This window comes from Marinobacter sp. EVN1, from assembly GCF_000475375.1.
GTDB lineage: Bacteria > Pseudomonadota > Gammaproteobacteria > Pseudomonadales > Oleiphilaceae > Marinobacter > Marinobacter nauticus.
Window position 1 is genome coordinate 12,405 of sequence record NZ_AXCB01000002.1, and the last position, 20,048, is coordinate 32,452.

Here is a 20,048-nt window from a genome sequence, read left to right on the forward strand (position 1 = left end):
TTACTGACTTACACCGAGAGATGGCGACGGAAGAGCAACAACGCCGCCGTGAAGAACACCCCGCCAATGGCCATCAGAGCCAGCATCTGTGGCCACACCACCTCCAGCCCCGCACCCCTGTACAGAATCGCCTGGGCCATGCTGACAAAGTAGGTGGTGGGCGCCGCCAGCATCAGATCCTGCACCAGCTGGGGCATGCTTTCCCGGGGCGTGATACCGCCCGACAGCAGCTGCAAAGGCAGGATGGTGAGAATCAGCAGCAGGCCAAACTGGGGCATGGTTCGGGCCACGGTGCCGATCAGAATGCCGATCGCGGTGGTGGAAAACAGGTGAATCAGGGCGCCGAGCAGAAACAGCAACACCGACCCTGCCACCGGTACCTGTAGCCAGCCCTGGATCACCAGCGTTACCGACAGCGCCGCTGCCAGTAACACTACCAGACCATTGGCCCACACCTTGGACGCCATGATTTCGAAAGGCCGCAATGGCATCACCATCAGATGCTCCACGGTGCCGTGCTCCCGCTCCCGGATCAGTGCTGCCCCGGTAAGAATGATGCTGATCAGGGTCACCTGGGTGATGAGCTCCATGACACCGCCAAACCAGGTTCCGTCCAGGTTGGGGTTGTAACTCACCCGGGTGACCAGCTCGATCGGTAGACCGGTGCTGGCAGAGCTACCCGGTTGCAGGAACTCCGCCACTTCCGCCATCGCAAAGCGCTGAATGTAATTGGTGCCAATAAAGGCCTGACTCATGCGGGTGGCGTCGATGTTCAGCTGCAACGCCACCGGGTTGCCCTGCCGGACATCCCGCTCAAAGCCTTCGGGGATCACCAGGGCAAAGGTATGGCTGCCCTTGTCCAGCAGGTCGTCGATGTCGCCGTAGGCCACCAGATCCGGCGTCAGGAACCATGGCTGCTGGAGCGAATTGATGATGCGGCCAGACAACACCGTCTGATCTTCGTCCACCACGGCGATCGGAGCGTTGTGAAGCTCCATGGAGCCCGCGGAACCTGCGGTGTAGATCATCACCGTAAATGCCACCAGCACAAACACCATCAATGCCTTGTCCTGCCACAGACTGCGCAGTTCCTTGATGCCGAGGTGCCAGATGTTGCGTAAGGAATTCATGTCAGCGCCCCTGTTTTCTGAGCAACGCCACCGCCATTACGGTCAGTACCGGAACGAACGCCGCCAGGGCCAGGAACGCGCCCTGCATATCCGCCAGCGACAGGCCTTTGGTAAAGACGCCACGGCTGATCTGCAGGAACCAGGTCGCTGGCCAGACCGGACCGATCAATGCGCCGGCGCCGCTCAGGGACGACACCGGTTCGGTCAGGCCGGAAAACTGTACAGTGGGCAGTATGGTGAGAATTGCAGTGGCCGCCAGGGCGGCAATCTGGGTCGAGGCAAAGGTCGACATCACCTGACCCAGGGCCGTGGTGGCGGTCACAAAGAGCAGGGCGCCGAAGGTGAGCGTCAGAAGGCTGCCTTTGATCTCGACATCAAACACGTACACCGCCAGCAAGACCAGGCTCACGTAGCTGATCATGCTGAACGCGATGTAGGGCAGCTGTTTGCCCAGCAAGAACTCCACCCGGGTGACCGGAGTGACGTACAGGTTGGTGATGGAGCCCAGTTCCTTTTCCCGAACGATGCCCAGGGCCATCAGAATGGCCGGAATAAAGATCAGCAGAATGGGGATAACCGCTGGCACCATCGCATCCAGGCTCCGGAAGTCCTGGTTGTAGCGATACCGGTCCTCCAGCGTGACCAGTGTCAGCGTGGGTACCACGCCCAGAGTGCGCTGGGCCAGCTCCGTCAGGTAACTGATGTGCATGCCTTCAACGTAACCCAGGATGGTCTCGCCCCGGAAAGGCATGGCACCATCCACCCAAACCGCCATTTCGGTCGGTCGCCCCCGTTTCAGGTCTTTGCCGAAGCCCGGCGGAATCTCAATAGCCAGACTCAGCTCGCCGGAGCGCATGCGTTGTTCCAGCTCCTGGATATTCTGCAATTCCGGTTGTTGCAGGAAATACCGGGAGCCGGACACCGCCGCAATGTAATCCCGGCTCTGGGGTGTCTGGTCCCGATCCAGCACGGCGAACGACAGGTCTTCTACATCCAGGGTAATGCCGTAACCCAGGATCAGCATCAACAACGCGGAACCGATAAAGGCGAAGGCCATTCGAATGGGGTCCCGCAACAGTTCCCTCGCTTCCCGGGTGGCGTACGCCAGCAAGCGCCGGGGACTGAACACGGCCGGCCGGTCACCATGACTGGCGGGCTCCAGAGCCAGTTGGTCGGCGCCGGTCTCCGGCTCTTTATCCACCGCTTCCAGGGTTTTCATGAACGCGCCTTCCAGGCTGTCGGTGCCGGAGGCTTCAACCAGTCGATCGGGCGTATCGCAAGCCAATACTTCGCCCGCGTGCATGAGCGAAATCCGGTCGCAGCGCTCACCCTCGTTCATGAAATGGGTGGAGATAAAAATGGTCACGCCATCTTCCCGCGACAGGCGCATCAACAATTGCCAGAACCGGTTGCGGGCCCCCGGGTCGACGCCTGAGGTAGGTTCATCCAGGATCAGCAATTCGGGCTCGTGCACCACGGCCACGGCCAGTGACAGCCGCTGGCGAACCCCAAGTGGCAGGGCGCCTGCTCGCTGGTCCAGTACATCTTCAAGACCGAACTCCCGAACCAGCACCGAAATACGCTCCGGGATTCTGGTGTCCGGCAGGTGAAACAGCCGGGCATGCAGATCCAGATTCTGGCGCACGGTGAGCTCGCCATAGAGCGAGAAGGCCTGGGACATGTAGCCCACCTTCTGCCGGGTGGCCAGGTCTTTGGCATCCAGTGGTTCACCGAACAGCCGGACTTCGCCTTCTGTTGGGGTCAGCAATCCGGTGAGCATTTTCATGGTGGTGGTCTTGCCACAACCGTTGGATCCCAGAAAACCGAAGATCTCGCCTTTCGGGATGGAAAAGCTGACGTTACGAACCGCCGTAAAGCTGCCAAACCGCAGGGTCAGATGCTCAGCCTCAATGGCCGGCGTCTGGTTTTCCCCGGTTGGCTCTCGCTGCGCAGCATTAGCCGTATCGCCGCTTTCCTGCACCTGCCGGTTTTCGGGTAACAGCGCGATGAAGGCATCGTCCAGCGTCTCGGTATTGGTCTGCTCACGGAGTTCGGCCGGTGAGCCTGTAGCCAGTACCTTGCCCTCGTCCATGGCCACCAGCCAGTCGTAACGTTCGGCTTCTTCCATGTAGGCCGTGGCCACCAACACGCTCATACCGCTGCGTTGCCGGCGAATGGTATCGATCAGATCCCAGAAACGCTTGCGGGACAGCGGGTCCACGCCGGTGGTGGGTTCATCCAGAATCAGCAGATCGGGGCTGTGGATAAGGGCACAGCACAGCCCCAGCTTCTGTTTCATACCGCCGGACAGCTTGCCGGCGGGACGGTCCCGGAAAGACAACAACCCAGTAGCTTCAAGCAACCGGTCAATCTGATCCTTCCTGGAGGGGCCTCGCAAACCAAACAGATCGGCGAAGAAGGCGATGTTCTCGTCCACCGTCAGCGTATGGTAGAGATTACCGCCCAGTCCCTGGGGCATATAGGCAATGCGGGGGGCGGACCGGTTACGAAACCGCTGGCTGCGCATATCGCCGCCAAGCACCTGCAACTCGCCGGTCTGCAACTCACGGGCACCGGCAAGCAGGCCCAACAGTGTGGATTTGCCCACCCCGTCCGGGCCGATCAGCCCAACCATGCAGCCAGACGGAAACGTCAGGGAAATATCAGACAGCGCATCGGTTTCCCCGTAGCGATGGCTGACTCCTTCCAGCCGGGCCACGGTCTCAGTCATTGGGCAAAGCCACTTTCAGGCTCTCGGGCCAGGGCTGGCCCTCATCCAGTCTTACGTAGGCTTCGCCGGGTACACCGGTTTTCACCCGGTCCCGATAGGCTTTGAGCAACTCCGGATCAATCCGGATACGAACCCGGAACATCAGCTTCTCCCGCTCGCTGCGGGTTTCCACAGACTTCGGCGTGAACTGGGCTTCGGCGGCGACGAAGCTGACTTCCGCTGGCACCACATAGTCCGGCAGGGCATCAAGAACGATCCGGGCTTCGGAGCCAACCCGGACTTTGCCTGCCTGGGCTGTGGGCAGGAAGATGGTCATGTACACATCGGTGACATCCAGTACCGTGGCTACTTTGCCACCGGCGGCCAGCACCTCGCCCGGCTCCGCCAGCCGATACAGAACCCGGCCACCCACCGGCGTGGTCAACTGGCTGTCATCAATATTGGTCTGGATACGGCGGGCACTGGCTTTGGCAGCTTCGATACTGGCATCGGCAGACGCCACTTGTACTCTGGCGGCCTGCAATGCCGCCTCGGCGGTTTCCGCCGCGGTACGGGCGCGGTCCAACTGCTCCTGAGAGGCATGGCCCCGATCGGCCAGCGATTCAATACGGGCCAGTTCGGCTTGGGCATACCGACGCTCACTTTCCCGTTGGGCCACCACGGCCTCGGCCAGTCGCCGGCTCTGCTCGGCCTGGTGCAAACTGGCTTGCGCCGCTGCCAGGCTGGCCTCAAGTTCGTCGGTATCCATCACAGCCAGCAACATGCCGGCTTCAACCATGTCGCCCTCGCGGACTTCGAAAGATTCCAGGCGCCCGGGTATTCGGGTGGCAATATCGACTTCGGTGGCTTCAATACGACCGTTACCAGAGCCAATATGCTCCGGCACCTGATCGCCTTTCGGCATCAGGTACCAGGCTGCAACGGCAATCAGGGCCACGATCAGCACAACGAGAAAAAGTTTGGGAGCGGTGTTGGTGCTTTTCTGGGCCATGTGTCGTCCTTGAGGGGAAGAATAGGTATGACAGGGTAAGTATAGAGCAGAAGTGTGACGTTCAGGCTGACGGGAATCAAGATAGCTTCCAATCTATCCCGCCCGTCAGCTTGCCACGAACTCAGTACGCGCCGCGGATCAGGTCGATACCGGGCTTGAGCACGCTACGCCACGCCTCTCGGAGTTCGGGCGTGTATTCCGGATCGTGAGCGCGAACTGTTTTCAGCAATGCCTCCTGCCAGAGGTCGTACCACTCAGGCTGAATATTGTAATTGTGGCGATTATGGCTTTCTCCCAGATCCCGCAATTTGCGGTCGGACATACCCCGGGCAACCAGAATGATCTGCATCACACCGTTACGCAGCAGATGGCGCTGAGCAGACATATCCGTGTTCAGAAACCGATTGCGGATGGCATCGGAGCTGGACATAAAGAAGTCGTAGAAATCCACAAAGAATTCATCCTTGCGGCAGCAGCGACCATAGCTCTGGAAAACAAGATCGGTCGGGTTCATTTGCAATCAGTGTCCTTGATCATCGGAGGGGTTGTCATTAAGGGCCACGAATTCTAAGCAAGCGAACAGGTTTTTCCATAGTGATATGTAACAACTGACGTCGATCGCGACAATTTGACGCTCTCTGAATCAGGTGTTGGTGAACCACCAGGTCGGCAACAGGCCCCGCACCGGTCGTTTCAGAAAACGGTCATCAATCAGCCAGATTACCCCCCGGTCTTCCGGAGTGCGGATCACCCGGCCAGCGGCCTGGGCCACTTTCTGCAGGCCGGGGATCAGGTAGGTGTAGTTATAGCCTTCGCCAAATCGTTGTTGCAGACGGTCTTTGATGATTTCATGCCAGGCATCAAACGGTGGCAGGCCAAGGGTGGCCACAAAGGCGCCAATCAGCTGGTCACCAGGCAGGTCGATGCCTTCGCTGAACACGCCGCCGAGCACCGCGAAGGCGATGCTGCCTTCAGCCTTCCGAAAGTCCGCCAGGAATTGCCGACGCTGCTCCGCGCTCATCCCCGGTTGTTGTGAACGCTGGGGAATATCAGGTGCCTGTTTTGCCAACGCATCACTCACCTCTTTGGCGTATTTAAAGCTGCTGAAGAACGCCAGGTAGTGGCCCGGCCGTGCCCGGTACTGTTTGGCGATCAGTTCGGCGATGGGCTGCAGGCTGGCTTCACGATGCACCTGCCGGGTGCTGATGCCGGGCGTGAACTCAACCTTCAGTTGTCCGGCGCTGAACGGGCTGGGCAGGGACGTGAAGCGGGCGTCTTCCGGCAAACCAAGCAAGTCCCGGTAATACACGCCGGGGCTGAGGGTTGCGGAGAACAGCAGCACCGAGTGAGCGGCTTTGAAGCGCTCAATGAGGAAATCCGCCGGGATCAGGTTCTGGATGGTCAGGCTGGCCTGGCCACGGCCGCTGCGCTGGAATTCGCACAGGGAATGATCACCAAAGCTGTCCGCCAGTTTCATGAAGGCCACACTTTCGAACATCACTTCCTGCAGGGCCAGGTCCGGGGGGTTGTCAGCCAGGTAATCGGTGATCACCGAGACCATCGCCTGCAGGGCACTCAGCAATTGCGACGGCAAGATCGCCAGGAACAGCGGTTGCGCTGGCTCGCCGTGATCGCGAATCAGCGCCTGCCAGGCCCGGGCAGTTCGATCCAGCGCCGCTTTGACCGGTTTGGGAGCGGTCTTTTTCAGCTTCAGCAAGCGCTGTTGTTCCAACTGCACCGAATACATGCCCCGGGCCCGATCCACCAGATTGTGGGCTTCGTCCACCAGCACGCTGGCCTGCCAGTGGTTCTGGCGAATCAGGCCGTGCAGCAGGGCCGACTGATCGAACAGCCGGTTCACATCGCCAATCACCAGGTCGCTCCAGCGGGCCATTTCCTGGGCCAGGAAGTAGGGGCAAATATCATGACCGGCGGCGATGTTCGCCAATGTCTCTTGAGTTAACGGCTCCTTGCTCTGTACCGCCTCGGCCCGGGCATCGGGCAGGCGGTCAAAAAAGCCCTTGGCCAGCGGGCAGGAATCGCCATGGCAGGCTTTTTCCGGGTGTTCGCAGGCGTCGTCCTTCGATACCAGTTCCAGGATTCGCAGAGGCCAGGACTGCAACTCATCCCGGGCATGCTGCAACTTATCCACAGCATCCAGCGACAGCTGCCGGGCGGTGTTGCGGCAGGTGAGGTAGAACAGCCGGTCCTGCTTGGCGGCAGGCATTGCCATCAGGGCCGGAAACAGGGTACCCAGAGTCTTGCCCAGGCCGGTAGGCGCTTCCAGCAGCAGGGTGCCGGCTCTGACCGAGTTCTTGTACACGGTTTCCGCCAGCTGCCGTTGCCGGGGGCGAAAGTCCGGGAAGGGAAAACGCAGGTTGGCCAGCAGGGCGTCTCGTTGTTCCCGATGGTGTTCTTCCTGCTCGGCCCAGGCTTTGTACAGACCACACAGGGTTTCCAGTTCCTGCCAGAGCTCGTCGGCTTTGGCGGTTTCGGTGAGCAACGTTTCCTTGTCCCGGCCGATGTCGTAGTAGACCAGCGCCAGTTCCACGCTCTTGCGGTTTTCCTGCCGGCACAGCAAAGCGCCATAGGCCCGTAACTGGGCCCGGTGCAAAGCCCGCTGGTGAGGGCGGATGCGGGACACATCGCCCCGGTGAGTCTTGATTTCTTCCAGCCGGTTCTTGTGCGGATGGTAACCATCAGCCCGGCCGGACAGCTCCATTCCGAGAACGAGACCGGTCACTGAAAACTCGCTTTTGTAGCCGTAACCGCGTTTTGACTGGATGGCCTGATGTCCGGCTATGCCCTCTTCGCTGGTGGGTGCAGGGTTGTAGCGAAAATCCAGGTCGCCGTGGCGGGCGGCGAACTCACACAGGGTGCGGACAGCAACTTTCACACAATGGCCTCATCATCCTGCCAGCGCACATAGCACACGCTGGCCGGGATGCCTTGCCGGGCGAAGAACTGCAACCAGCGCACCTGATGATCCTGCAGGCGGTCGCCAGGGCCTTTCACCTCAATCATTTCATAGCGTTGTTCCGGGTGGTCTGCTTCTGGCACCAGACGGATCAGGTCCGGGAAGCCGCTACGGTGTTCCTTGATGTTGTTGAGCAGGCGTCGGAACAGGGCCTCCAGGTGACCAGAGGGAATGCAGTGCAGGGCCAGCTCCAAAAGAGCTTCATCCAAAACCGGCCAGAACACGAAGGGATTGGCGATGCCCTGTTTGTTCTTATAGGTGTCGAGGATTTCCCGGCGATAGGCGCCGGTGCCCAGCAAACGGAACCTTTGCTCGAACGCCTGCTGGCGACGGGCAACGAAGTCTTCCCGGGTCAGGTCTGCCGGACCAATGTGAAAAGGATGGAAAAAGGCGCCGGGCAGCGGCAGGAAGACCACCGGCCAGCACAGCAGCCCGAACAGGGCGTTGATCAGGGTGTTTTCCACATAGAACACCGGGGCGTCATCCGTGGCCAGATGCTGCAGCGCTGCCCACTCCACCGTACCCGTGTCCGGCTTCGGCAATGTGAGGGTGAATTCCTGCAGTGGGGGGTTATCCACAGGCTTGGGCTGGTCGGCCCCGACCCTGGGCGCCAGCCGCTTCAGCAACCGGGCCAGGCCCTGGGCTTCGGCGTCGCTCAGCGCACTGGTTCGCCACTGACAGGCTATGACCCAGGCCTCCTCAAAACGCTTCATCCGTTCCAGTAACCGAAGCTGTTTCAGCCGCGCTTCCCGGTGTCCGCTGTTTTCCAGGACCTCAAGTGCCAGTTCCCGTTCACCCTGGCGCTCAGCCTGCCGGCCCAGTTCCAGCAATAAACGGTCCCGTCGGCTGGTAAGCCAGGGATTATCCACAGGGCCCGGGACATCGAGCCAGACGTCGACCGCCGGTTCGCCGTTGTCGAGCCGTTCCCGGCATCGGTGCATCTGCAGGTAGCAATCCACCTCTGCCCGCTGCTGGAAGGCCCGGGATGCCGGGGTAAATGGCACAGACTCGAACTGCTGTACGCCCAGTTCCACCAGTACAAAGTCGGTCCAGCTCTGGCGCAGGTTGCCGAAGAACATCAGGCGGATGCGGTCGAACAGGGCCATGTCCTGCAACCGGACCACAGTCGAAGCCTCACCGCCACCAGGCAGCCAAGCCCCCAGGGCTCTTGGTGCATTGAACGGTTCCGCCAGCAGCGCCCGCATCCGGGCCTTGCCCAGAGTTTTCGGGTGACCCTGCTGTTGCAACCAATCGGCGAACACCGGCCGTAATTCGGCCAGGGTAAACAACCGGAACAGGTCGTCCAGGCTTAGCTCCGGCGCAGGATCCAGCCAGCCCGCCTGCACCAGTGTCCTGAGTGCTTCCGATTCCGGCACCGGCAGTTCGGGATAACGCAGCTTGTCGGCCCGGAACAGCTCTCCGGTACGCATTACCATTCGGGTCAGCAGCGCACGGGGCCCGGTGGCCAGGCCGCTGAAGGCCGCCAGCCGGTTTCGCTCCTGTTCCGTTAACAGGTCCGCGTGGTGGTTCGCGACCCAGGCCACCAGAATATCCATGTTCTCCAGATAATAGAGCGGATCATCCAGGCTGGCGGGAACCGGTCGGTGCTTGATCATAGGAATGCAGACGTTGGATTGGCAGAGAGGCACAAACTTTACGCCGGAAGGCGGGCAGGCTCAAACCTGTTCCATGCACAAAAATTAATCATCACGAGCCTTGCCAATTCATTTAATGATAACTATTATCATTTGCATCAAGACAAGGAGGACGCCATGAAATTTCTCTGCCCACGCCACCGCCGGATGTTTGCCAGTCTTTCCCTGAACGAGAAAAATGATCTATGGCTGCTCTGGATGGAATATGCCTTTACCTTCAGCGAAAACCACGATTCCGACAAGCTGGTGGCCGCCACCGGCAGTGCTTTCGATCTGGCGTGCCTGGCCCGCAAACATCACCCGGACTGCATGCAGGTAGAGCTGACCCTGGCGGCGATACTGGTATGCCGGGCGCTGCGCGACCGTGGCGACATCAGCGCCGCCGAGCATGTGCTTTTCCGGGCTCTCGACAGCCTGCAATCCAGCGAGCCCTGCCCGGGTATAACCGGTCGATGCAGCACCGATGAGTGTCTGGAGGTATTGCTGGATCATCGTCGTCATTCGGAATTCTTTGCCGAGTACCTGAACTGGCCCTCGTTCCCGTTCACAACGCCGACAACACGCCCGGCGATGGCCATGCACTGACAGGTTTACGGAGGAGCTATGGGTATGCCCTTCACACGCCCGAACCCGGTTCAGGCGCACAAGATTGAAGATCTGAGCTGGCTGGAGAGCCGGCATCATGATCGGGTTTGCATCAGCATTGATACCAAAAGTCTGGCCAGGCTAATGCAAAACAGGCAGTTGCACGCCGAGGATTTCTCTTGTCTGGATGCGTCCTCCCAGAGCCTGGTTCGTCATCTGTTTCTGGCTTGTCTGCGGCATTCCTGAGCCCGCCGACATCCGGATTCGCAACGTCTGTCTGTCTTTTGAACAATTACGACTGCCCGCGTCGCTCCGTCAGGTTACGATGGAGTGCGCCTGACGGTCCGTATTCTCGGCCAACTGCGGTAAGCTGTGGCCCGAGGATTGAATTGTTCATCAGACAAGGAAAACCATGGCCGACTCCACAGCCATTGAACCCGGCTTTCACGCCATCCATGCCAACCATCTGGAAGACCTGCGCCGCGCCGTGGTCTATATCTGCCGGCAGAACCCCATGCCGCCGCTACAGAGCGAGACCTTTCTGGTGCAGAGTAACGGCATTGCCCAGTGGCTGAAGCTGGCGCTGGCGGAGAAGCGCACCGAGGATGGCGTGGAAGGCGGCCTGGGCATTGCCGCCGGCATGGATTTCCTGTTTCCGGCACGGTTCATCTGGCAGGCCTACCGGGCGGTGTTGCCCGACGGCGAAGTACCGGAGCAGTCCCCCTTCGACAAGCGCCGTCTGGTCTGGCGGCTGTACCGATTGTTGCCGGAGCTGGTGGGGCAGGATGAGGCGTTCACACCACTGGCGCGATTCCTGGACGGCCGCGATACCGATCTGCGCAATTTCCAGCTGGCGGAGAAAGTGGCGGATCTGTTCGACCAGTACCAGGTGTTCCGGGCCGACTGGCTCGCGGCCTGGGAACAGGGCAAGGACGTGGTGATCACGGCCCGGGGCGAGGAGAAAGCTCTGGATACGGAAGCCTGCTGGCAGCCCCTGCTCTGGCGCAAGCTGGTCGAGGACGTGGGCAGCGAGGCCCACACCAGCCGTTCGCAAATCCACACCCGCTTTATGGCCCAGGGCCAGCGCATCAGCGAACCGGCCAATGCCAGTCGCTTGCCCAAGCGCATCGTGGTGTTCGGAGTATCGTCGCTGCCCCGGCAGGCGCTGGAAGCCCTGTATGTACTGAGCCGGTTCAGCCAGGTGGTTCTGTGCGTCCACAACCCCTGCCAGTTCTACTGGGCCGACATCATCAGCGACCGGGAACTGTTAAAAGCCGAACGCAAGCGGGGCCCAGCACACCCGGTGTTGTCGCAAATTGACGACCCGGACCAGTTGCACCAGCACGCCAACCCGTTGCTGGCGGCCTGGGGAAAACAGGGCCGGGACTACATCCGCCTGCTGGATGAGTTCGACAACCCGGACGACTACCGCGCCAGTTTCCAGACGCCGGGCCAGAAGATCGACATCTTCACCGACCATGGCGATGTGGATAACCCCTGCCTGCTGCACCAGTTGCAGAACGATATCCACAACCTGACGCCGCTGCAGGAAATCCGCCAGCAGCAGCGCACGGTGGATCTGACCCGCGACCATTCCGTGGTGTTCCACGACGCCCACGGCCCCCAGCGGGAAGTGGAAATTCTGCACGACCAGCTGCTGGCTGCGTTCAATGCCGATCCGACACTGCGGCCCCGGGATGTGATCGTGATGGTGCCTGACATCAACGTGTACGCGCCTCATATTCAGGCGGTGTTCGGTCGCTACTCGCCGGGCCGCAAGCGCCACATTCCGTTCACCATTTCCGACCAGGGACAGCGCCACCACGAACCAGTGCTGATTGCCCTGGAAACCCTGATGTCATTGCCCCGCAGCCGCTTCGGTGTGAGCGAAATCATCAGCTTGCTGGAAGTAGCCGGCATCCGCGACCGCTTTGACATCAGCGAAGACGACATCCCTCTGGCCCGGCGCTGGGTGGAAGGCGCCAACATTCGCTGGGGCCTGCATGGCAAGCACCGGGAAAGCCTGGACCTGCCGGCAGAGCTGGAACGCAACACCTGGCAAGCCGGGCTCCGCGCCATGTTGCTGGGTTATGGCATGGGCGATGACCAGCCCTGGGGCGGGGTAGAGCCCTATGGTGAAATCGGCGGCCTGCAAGCCAGCCTGGCCGGTCGCCTGGGCGAATTCGTGCACCAGCTGGAAGCCCTGTGGCAGGCACTGCAGGCCACCCGCACGCCCGGGGAATGGGAAGCCCTGTTCTCCGCCATGCTGGAGCAATTTTTCCACAAGGTGGAAGGCCAGGACCTGCTGTTGCTGAACCGCTTCCGCCGTCAGTTGGAGCAGTGGCTGGACGATGCCCTGGCCGCCGGACTGGAACAGCAACCGCTGCCCCTGACTATCGTCAAGGATGTGCTGCTGCAGGGCCTGGATGAGGGCGGCCTGAACCAGCGTTTCCTCGCCGGCAAGGTCAACTTCGCCACCCTGATGCCGATGCGGGCCATTCCGTTCCGCAAGGTATGCCTGCTGGGCATGAACGACGGCGACTATCCTCGCTCCCGGCCGCCGGTGGATTTCGACCTGATGGCCCAGGATTACCGGCCGGGGGACCGCTCCCGCCGGGAAGACGACCGCTACCTGTTTCTGGAAGCCTTGTTGTCCGCCCGGGAACAGCTGTACATCAGTTGGGTGGGGCGCAGTATCAGGGACGACTCTGAACGGCCACCCTCGGTGCTCATCGGCCAGTTACAGGACCATCTGAACAGTCTGTGGACAGTAGCGGGGCAACCGGATGGTTCTGTTACCAAGGCTCTGACCACCCAGCATCCGCTGCAGCCTTTCAGCCGGGACTATTTCCCCAGAACCAACGGCGTGGGCGACGGTGAAGAGACCCAACCCAAACCCCTGGCCGATGTGCTGCGGGCCCGGGGACTGTTCACCTATGAACGGGAATGGCGCAGCGCTCATGCAGTGGATAACCCGGAGCAGAGCCGGGAAGCGCTGCCGTACATGGCGCCCGAAGAGCCCATCAGCCTGACCGAGCTGGCGAATTTCCTGAAAAAGCCCATCGACACCTTCTACCAGCGCCGGCTGCAGGTGCGCTTTGAAACGGTGGAAGAAGACGACACCGATAACGAAAACTTCGACCTGAACGGCCTGGACCGCTGGCGCCTGGACAACGAGCTGATCCAGGAGGGTGTCGTCAAAGCGGCCAGTGAAGAGGAGTTGCACGAACGCCTGGAAGCCACTCTGGACCGTATGGCCCGGCGGGGCGATTTGGGTATGGGGGTGACCGAACATCGCCTGCGCACCGAGCTGGCCGGCCGCCTGCCAGACCTGTTTCAACGCTACCGCGGCGCGCTGGCCGAGTGGCCGGAAGCAGTGGCCGAGCCCTTACCGTTCGAGTTTCGGTACTCGGATAGCACAGGCGCAGTGGAGGTGGTCGATTTAATCGACAATCTGCGCTGCAACCCTTCAGGACAACTGTGCCGACTGGTGATCGCCAACTCCGGTCTGCTGACCGGCTCCGGTTACTCGAAAAAAGTCCGCTACGCCAATCTGCTGCGGGACTGGTTGGTTCACCTGGCCGGGCAACTCAGTGGCCAGCCCTTTGAAACCGTGATCCTGGGCAAGGAAGAAGGCCGTAAATTCCACTTCCCGGTCATGGCCCCGGAGCAGGCACAAAAGCACTTCGAAGCCATTCTGGGCCGCTGGATGGAAGCCACCACCCGGACCCTGCCCATTCACTGCGAAGCCGGCTTTGCCTGGATCACCAGTTTCTATGGCGGCAAGAAATCTGTCGGCGACCACGAACGGGCCATTAGCGAAGCAGAACAGGCCTATTCCACCGCCCTGGACCGGGACACCGGCTACCTGCTGGGTGCCTTCGAAAGTCCCGAGGCACTGATGGCGAGCGGCGAGTTTGAAGCCCTGCTGCACCAGCTTTATGTGCCTCTGTGGGAGGCCGAACAGGGCAAGTCGGCGGCGGAGCAAATCGGGAGCATGGAATGACGGAACAGAGAACCAACCGAAACCCGAACCTGGACCCGCTGGCCCTGCCCCTGAATGGCAGCGCGCTGATCGAGGCCAGCGCCGGCACCGGCAAAACCTTCACCATCGCCATCCTGTATGTGCGCCTGGTGCTGGGCCATGGCCAGGCAGAAGACAGCCCGCTGCAGAACCTGTTGCCACCAAACCTGCTGGTGGTCACCTTTACCGACGCCGCCACCAAGGAGCTGCGGGACCGCATCCGCACCCGGCTGACCCAGGCCGCCGAGGTGTTTTCCGACGCCGCTGACCACCTCGAACCCACCCCGGAAACCGCGCTTATCCACAAGCTGCGGGATGACAGTTATCCGGACCCGGCCGGGTGGCCTGACTGCCGCAAGAAACTGCTGCTGGCCGCTGAATGGATGGACGAAGCGGCGGTATCCACCATTCACGGTTTCTGCAACCGCATGCTCAGCGAACACGCCTTCGACAGCGGCAGCCTGTTCAAGCTCACCCTGGAAACGGATCAGAGCGAACTGCTGGACGAGGTGGCAAGGGATTACTGGCGTACCTTCGTTTACCCGTTACCACCGGCCCTTATGGACGAAGCCCTGAGCCACTGGAAAACCCCCACCGATCTGCGCAAGGCGGTACGTAATCTGATCGACGACCCGGATGCTCTGGGTACACCGCCCCAGAGCGTGCACGAAGCCATTGACCAGGTGGTCAGCGAACGGCTCGCGCGGGCCGGAGAACTGAAAGCCCACCCCTGGGCCCAGTGGCAACAGGAAGTCACTGACCTGCTGAACGATCTGAACAAAGGCAAGCGGCTGCACGGGGGCAGCAAGAACGCCATGCTCAAGGTGTGGGAGTTTCTGGTCGCCTGGGCCGAATCCGACGAGCTATTGCCGGAGAAGCTGGACAGCGCTGCCGGTTACAAGAACCAGACCCCCGAGGGTCTGGACAACATCCTGAAAGGCGACGACCCGGCACCCCATCACCCGGCGTTTGACGCCATCGACGCCTTGCTGGCCTTCGGCCAGAACCCGCCCAGTGCCAAGTCCGACATCCTGCGCCACGCCAGCCACTGGATTGCCGGGCGACTGGAAGCGGAAAAGCAGCAGCGCTCGGAAATGGGTTTTGATGACCTGCTCACCCGCCTGGATGACGCGCTGCACGGCCCCCGGGGGGACCAACTGGCCGCCACCATCCGCCGCCAGTTTCCGGTGGCGCTGATTGACGAGTTTCAGGATACCGACCCGGTGCAGTACCGCATCTTCAACCGGATCTATAACGTCGAAGCCAACCAACCGGACACCTGCCTGCTGATGATCGGCGATCCGAAACAGGCCATCTACGGTTTCCGGGGCGCCGATATCCACACTTACCTGCAGGCCCGCCTGGGCGTGCAGGCACGCACTTACACCCTGGGCAAGAACTTCCGCTCCGCCGAAACCATGGTGAGCGCCGTCAACCGGGTGTTTGAGCACAGCGACCAATTCAGCGCCAGGGGCGCCTTCCTGTTCGGCAAGGGCGACAGCACGCCGCTGCCGTTCCAGGGCGTCGATGCCAACGGCACCAGGCGGCTGTGGTCGGTGCAGGGTGAAGTCCAGCCCAGCCTGGTGTTCTGGACCCACGAATCCGGTGAAACCGACAAAGAGGGTAACCCCAAGGGCCTCGCCAAGGGCACCGCCACGGCTGAAATGGCCGAAACCTGCGCCAGTGAAATCGCCCGATTGTTGACCCTGGGGCAGGGAAGGCAGGCCGGCTTTGCCTTGCCAGACAGCCCGGACGACCTCGAACCCGTTGAAGCCAGAGACATTGCCGTACTGGTGAATAACCGCAACGAGGCCGCTGCGGTGCGGGACGCCCTCGGCCGGCGGCGCATCAAGAGTGTGTACCTGTCGGACCGGGATTCAGTATTGACCTCCCGGGAGGCGAACGAGGTACTGTGCTGGCTGCGCGCCTTTGCCGAACCCCGGCAGTTGGCGTTCATCCGCGCCGCGCTGGCCACACCGACCCTGGGCCAGAGCTGGCACGCACTGGATCGGCTGCTCACCGATGAGCTGATACTGGAACGGGAAATCGAGCGCTTCCAGCGCTACCAGCAACAGTGGCAGAGCCAGGGCGTATTGCCCATGCTGCGTAGTTTTCTGATGGACTTCGAGGTTCCCGGCCGCCTGCTGCAACGCCCTGACGGTGAGCGAAGACTGACTGACATCCTGCACATTGCCGAACTGCTGCAGCAGGACAGCCTGCAACTGGACGGCGAACATGCCCTGGTGCACCACTTCACCCAGATCCTGCGGGCGGCAGACGAAGAAGACGAACACCGCACCCTGCGCCTGGAAAGCGACGCCGGTCTGGTAAAGGTAATCACCGTGCACAAATCCAAGGGCCTGGAATACCCACTGGTATTCCTGCCCTTCGGCACCGCCTTCCGGGCAGAGAACCCGAAGCAGGCGTATGTTCGCTACCATGACGACACCGGCAAGCTGGTGACCGTGTTCGATCCGACTCCGGAAGACATTGAAAGGGCCGACCAGGAACGCCTGGGCGAGGACATCCGTAAACTCTATGTGGCCCTGACCCGGGCCCGGTTTGCCACCTGGGTGGGCGCGGCGGCTGTGGATAACTGGTATCAGAGCGGCCTGGGCTATGCGATTGCCGGAACACCGGAGCGGTCCATTAGCCAGGCTCTGGCCTCACTGGCCCAGGACCGCCCGGAAATCCGGATTTCCCCGCTGCCGGAAGCCGGAAACACAATATTCACCGAAACCGCCCCGGAAGCCCTGGGCCCGGCGCTGATCTCCAACCGCGAAGCGAAGGAAGACTGGTGGATAGCCAGTTACTCCACCATCGAATACACCGGCATAGCCGGCACCGGCATTACCTTCACCGGCGAGGTGGAAGACGCCCAGACCCAGAACCTGCTGGAAGAGAGTGCCCAGGACGACACTGATGAAGCGCCCCCCGTGCCCGCGGTGCGCAACCATCACCATTTCCCCAAGGGCGCCGGCCCCGGCACCTTCCTGCACGAATTACTGGAATGGTGCACGGCGCAGGGCTTCCAGCGGGTTGTGGATAACCCCGAGCTGCTGCACGAACAGCTGAGCCGCCGCTGCGGCACCCGGGGCTGGAGCGACTGGGTGGACCCCCTGCAACACTGGCTGCTGGAACTGATCCGCAAACCACTGCGACTGGATCGCAATGGCCAGGATACCGCCAGCCTGGCGCAGTTGGGCAGTCTGCGCCCGGAGCTGGAGTTCTGGTTTGAAAGCCGTAACGTCAGCATCCATACACTGGACAAACTGGTCACCCGTTACACCCTGAACGGCGCGGACCGGCCCCGGGCCGAGGCCAACCGCTTCAATGGCATGCTCAAGGGCTTTATCGACCTGGTGTTTGAACACAAGGGGCAGTATTACGTGCTGGACTACAAATCCAATGCTCTGGGCGAGGACGACGACGCCTACACCGACCAGGCCATGGGCCAGGCGATTCTGGACAAACGCTACGACCTGCAATACATCCTCTACCTGCTGGCCCTGCACCGGTTGCTGAAGGCCCGTTTACCGGGATACGACTACGACCAGCACATTGGCGGCGCGGTGTACCTGTTCCTGCGAGGGGTGAACTCCGCCAGCGGCGGCGCCTTTACCGACAAGCCCCCCAGGGTGCTGATCGAACAACTGGATGCCCTGTTCGATGGCGAGCCGGTGTCCGGGGAGGTGGCTGCATGAGCCGTACCCGCCATACCGAAAACCAGTTTGCCCTGGACCTGGGTGACGACACGCCAGTGAACCGGGCGGCCACAGAATCACCGGAGACTGTGGATAACTCCCAGCTGCTGGCCCATCCTGACGACACCGAGGCGCTGTTAGGGCAATGGCAACAGGCCGGCTGGATTCGCCCGCTGGATACCGGCTTTGCCCGGCTGATCAGGGAACTCAGCGAAGAGCAGGGCGAAGGCCCGCAACCACTGGTGCTGCTGTTGGCGGCACTGACCTCGCACCAGGTGGGCCGGGGGCATGTGTGCATTGACCTGGCCACGCTACTCGACGATGCCGGCCAGACCCTGGCGCTGCCGCCGGAAGAACCGGCCAATACCGGCCTGTCTGAGAGCGAGGTGGCCAACCTGCAAGGGCGTTATCCACAGGAACTGCTGTCACGGGTACAGCTAACCGATTGCCTCGCAGCCCTGCAGGGTTCTCTGGCCGTGAGCGATGGCTCCGTGCCGGCACCGCTGGTACTGAACGGCACCCGACTGTACCTGCGCCGGTTCTGGCGTTACGAACAACGCATTGCTGAGGGCATACAGCAACGACTGGCCCTGCCATCGCCGCTGGCCGACCCGCAATCGGCGGCCTCGCAAACCTTATCCACAGCGCTCAGCAAACTGTTCCGGTCCACAGCGCCGGTGGATTACCAGAAACTGGCCTGCGCCCTGGCCGCCCGTAACCGCTTTGCCGTGATCACCGGTGGTCCGGGTACCGGCAAGACCACCACCGTGGTGAATCTTCTTGCAGCCCTGCAGGCCGTGGCCGGGGAAAGCCCGGAGCGGGCAGGGCGCAAGTACCGTATCCGCCTGGCCGCACCCACCGGCAAGGCCGCCGCCCGGCTGAACGAATCCATTGGCGGTGCGGTCAGCAAGCTGCCACTGGCCGACCTACCCGGCTCCGTGAAACTGGAGGACATTCCCACCAAGGTCACCACCCTGCACCGGCTACTCGGGAGCCGGCCAGACACCCGCCAGTTCCGACATCACCGAGACAATCCGTTGCTGGTGGATATCCTGGTCATCGATGAGGCATCCATGGTGGATGTCGACCTGATGGCCTCGGTATTCGATGCCCTGCCCGCCAGCGCTCAGCTGATCCTGCTTGGTGACAAGGACCAGTTGGCCTCAGTGGACGCCGGTGCGGTGCTGGGGGAACTTTGCCAACGGGCCCTGGACGCCCACTACACGCCGGATACTGCCCGTTGGCTGGCCGCCATCACCGGCGCGCAGGTACCGGATAGCCTTGTGGATAACTCCGGCCAGCCACTCGACCAGGCGGTGGCGATGTTGCGCAAGAGCTACCGCTTCGGACAGGACAGTGGTATCCGTCAACTGGCAGAATCCGTAAACTCCAGCGAGCTCACCAGCCAGGTACTGGGTCAGATCCGGGACGCCGGGTTTGATGATGTAATCTGGCTGAACGGCCAAACACCAAAACCCGATCCGGATCAAACACTTGAGCTGATCTGCCACCACGCCATCACCGGCTCACCGGAGGCTTTCCGCAACGCCGGCCAGGGCCGGGTGGTGAATGGCCAGGCGCTGCCAACACCGGTAGGCTATCGCCATTATCTGGAAGTTATCCACAGCTGTGATTTGACCGCCGGCAGTCCCCGGGAAGCCTGGGATGCCCACGCCGCTGAGGTGTTGGAAGCCTTCAACGATTTCCAGGTGCTGTGTGCGTTACGCAAAGGCCCCTGGGGCGTGGAGGGCTTGAACCAGCGTATCGCCCAGAAGCTGCTGGCTGAAAAACTGATCGACAAAACCGACGGCTGGTACGCCGGCCGGCCGGTGCTGGTCACCGGCAACGACTACAACCTCGGCCTGATGAACGGGGATATCGGCCTCACCTTCAGTGTACCCTGGGATAAGACCGAAACCGGCGAGCCAAAAGCGACCCTTCGGGTAGCCTTCCCGAGCGGTGACAGCACCAGCGGCATTCGCTGGATTTCCCCCAGCCGTTTGCAACAGCTGGAAACGGTATACGCCATGACGGTGCATAAGTCCCAGGGCTCGGAGTTCAACCACACCTGCCTGGTGCTGCCGGATCGCCTCAGCCCGGTACTGACCAAGGAACTGGTGTACACGGGCATCACCCGGGCCAAGAACTGGTTCAGCCTGATTACCGGCGATGCGCAGGTGTTCAAAGACAGCGTAAGCCAACAGGTGGTGCGGGCTTCAGGACTGGCGCTTCGGCTCGGGGAGCAATAGCC

General features: G+C 61.5%; 11 protein-coding genes. 5 read left to right on the forward strand and 6 right to left on the reverse strand.

Features of this window, described 5'->3' with window-relative positions; genetic code table 11:
* Positions 1-8 precede the first annotated feature (8 nt).
* The 6 genes from Q674_RS21685 to Q674_RS21710 form a co-directional block, all read right to left on the reverse strand.
* Entirely contained in the window at positions 9-1,130 is a 1,122-nt protein-coding gene (locus Q674_RS21685) for an ABC transporter permease (protein ID WP_023007652.1), read from the reverse strand.
* A 1-nt stretch (position 1,131) separates the two neighbouring features.
* Positions 1,132-3,861, reverse strand: coding sequence for a ribosome-associated ATPase/putative transporter RbbA (rbbA, locus tag Q674_RS21690; protein ID WP_023007653.1), 2,730 nt, complete (start codon positions 3,859-3,861; stop codon positions 1,132-1,134).
* On the reverse strand, positions 3,854-4,852 hold the full coding sequence (locus Q674_RS21695) for an HlyD family secretion protein (protein ID WP_022992636.1): 999 nt from the start codon (positions 4,850-4,852) through the stop codon (positions 3,854-3,856). The genes rbbA and Q674_RS21695 overlap by 8 nt, the downstream gene beginning before the upstream one ends.
* 121 nt (positions 4,853-4,973) lie before the next feature.
* Positions 4,974-5,366, reverse strand: coding sequence for a globin domain-containing protein (locus Q674_RS21700; protein WP_011783597.1), 393 nt, complete (start codon positions 5,364-5,366; stop codon positions 4,974-4,976).
* Positions 5,367-5,495: 129 nt separating this feature from the next.
* The gene (locus tag Q674_RS21705) at positions 5,496-7,748 is read right to left on the reverse strand and encodes an ATP-dependent DNA helicase (RefSeq protein WP_023007654.1); all 2,253 of its coding nucleotides are present in this window, start codon (positions 7,746-7,748) and stop codon (positions 5,496-5,498) included.
* Positions 7,745-9,445 carry a VRR-NUC domain-containing protein gene (locus tag Q674_RS21710; RefSeq protein WP_023007655.1) on the reverse strand — a complete coding sequence of 567 codons (1,701 nt, stop codon included), beginning with the start codon at positions 9,443-9,445 and terminating at the stop codon, positions 7,745-7,747. Before Q674_RS21710 ends, Q674_RS21705 begins: the two co-directional genes overlap by 4 nt.
* A 156-nt stretch (positions 9,446-9,601) precedes the next feature.
* Here Q674_RS21710 and Q674_RS21715 point away from each other — a divergent pair, with 156 nt between their 5' ends.
* From Q674_RS21715 to recD, 5 genes are all read left to right on the forward strand, one after another.
* The gene (locus Q674_RS21715) at positions 9,602-10,069 is read left to right on the forward strand and encodes a hypothetical protein (protein ID WP_022992633.1); all 468 of its coding nucleotides are present in this window, start codon (positions 9,602-9,604) and stop codon (positions 10,067-10,069) included.
* A gap of 24 nt (positions 10,070-10,093) precedes the next feature.
* Positions 10,094-10,315: a hypothetical protein gene (locus tag Q674_RS21720; RefSeq protein ID WP_152526037.1), complete on the forward strand. Its 222-nt coding sequence runs from the start codon at positions 10,094-10,096 to the stop codon at positions 10,313-10,315.
* Between the two features lie 166 nt (positions 10,316-10,481).
* Entirely contained in the window at positions 10,482-14,075 is a 3,594-nt protein-coding gene (recC, locus tag Q674_RS21725) for an exodeoxyribonuclease V subunit gamma (protein WP_023007657.1), read from the forward strand.
* Positions 14,072-17,797 carry an exodeoxyribonuclease V subunit beta gene (gene recB / locus Q674_RS21730; RefSeq protein WP_023007658.1) on the forward strand — a complete coding sequence of 1,242 codons (3,726 nt, stop codon included), beginning with the start codon at positions 14,072-14,074 and terminating at the stop codon, positions 17,795-17,797. Before recC ends, recB begins: the two co-directional genes overlap by 4 nt.
* Positions 17,794-20,046, forward strand: coding sequence for an exodeoxyribonuclease V subunit alpha (gene recD, locus Q674_RS21735; protein ID WP_023007659.1), 2,253 nt, complete (start codon positions 17,794-17,796; stop codon positions 20,044-20,046). Before recB ends, recD begins: the two co-directional genes overlap by 4 nt.
* Positions 20,047-20,048 lie beyond the last annotated feature (2 nt).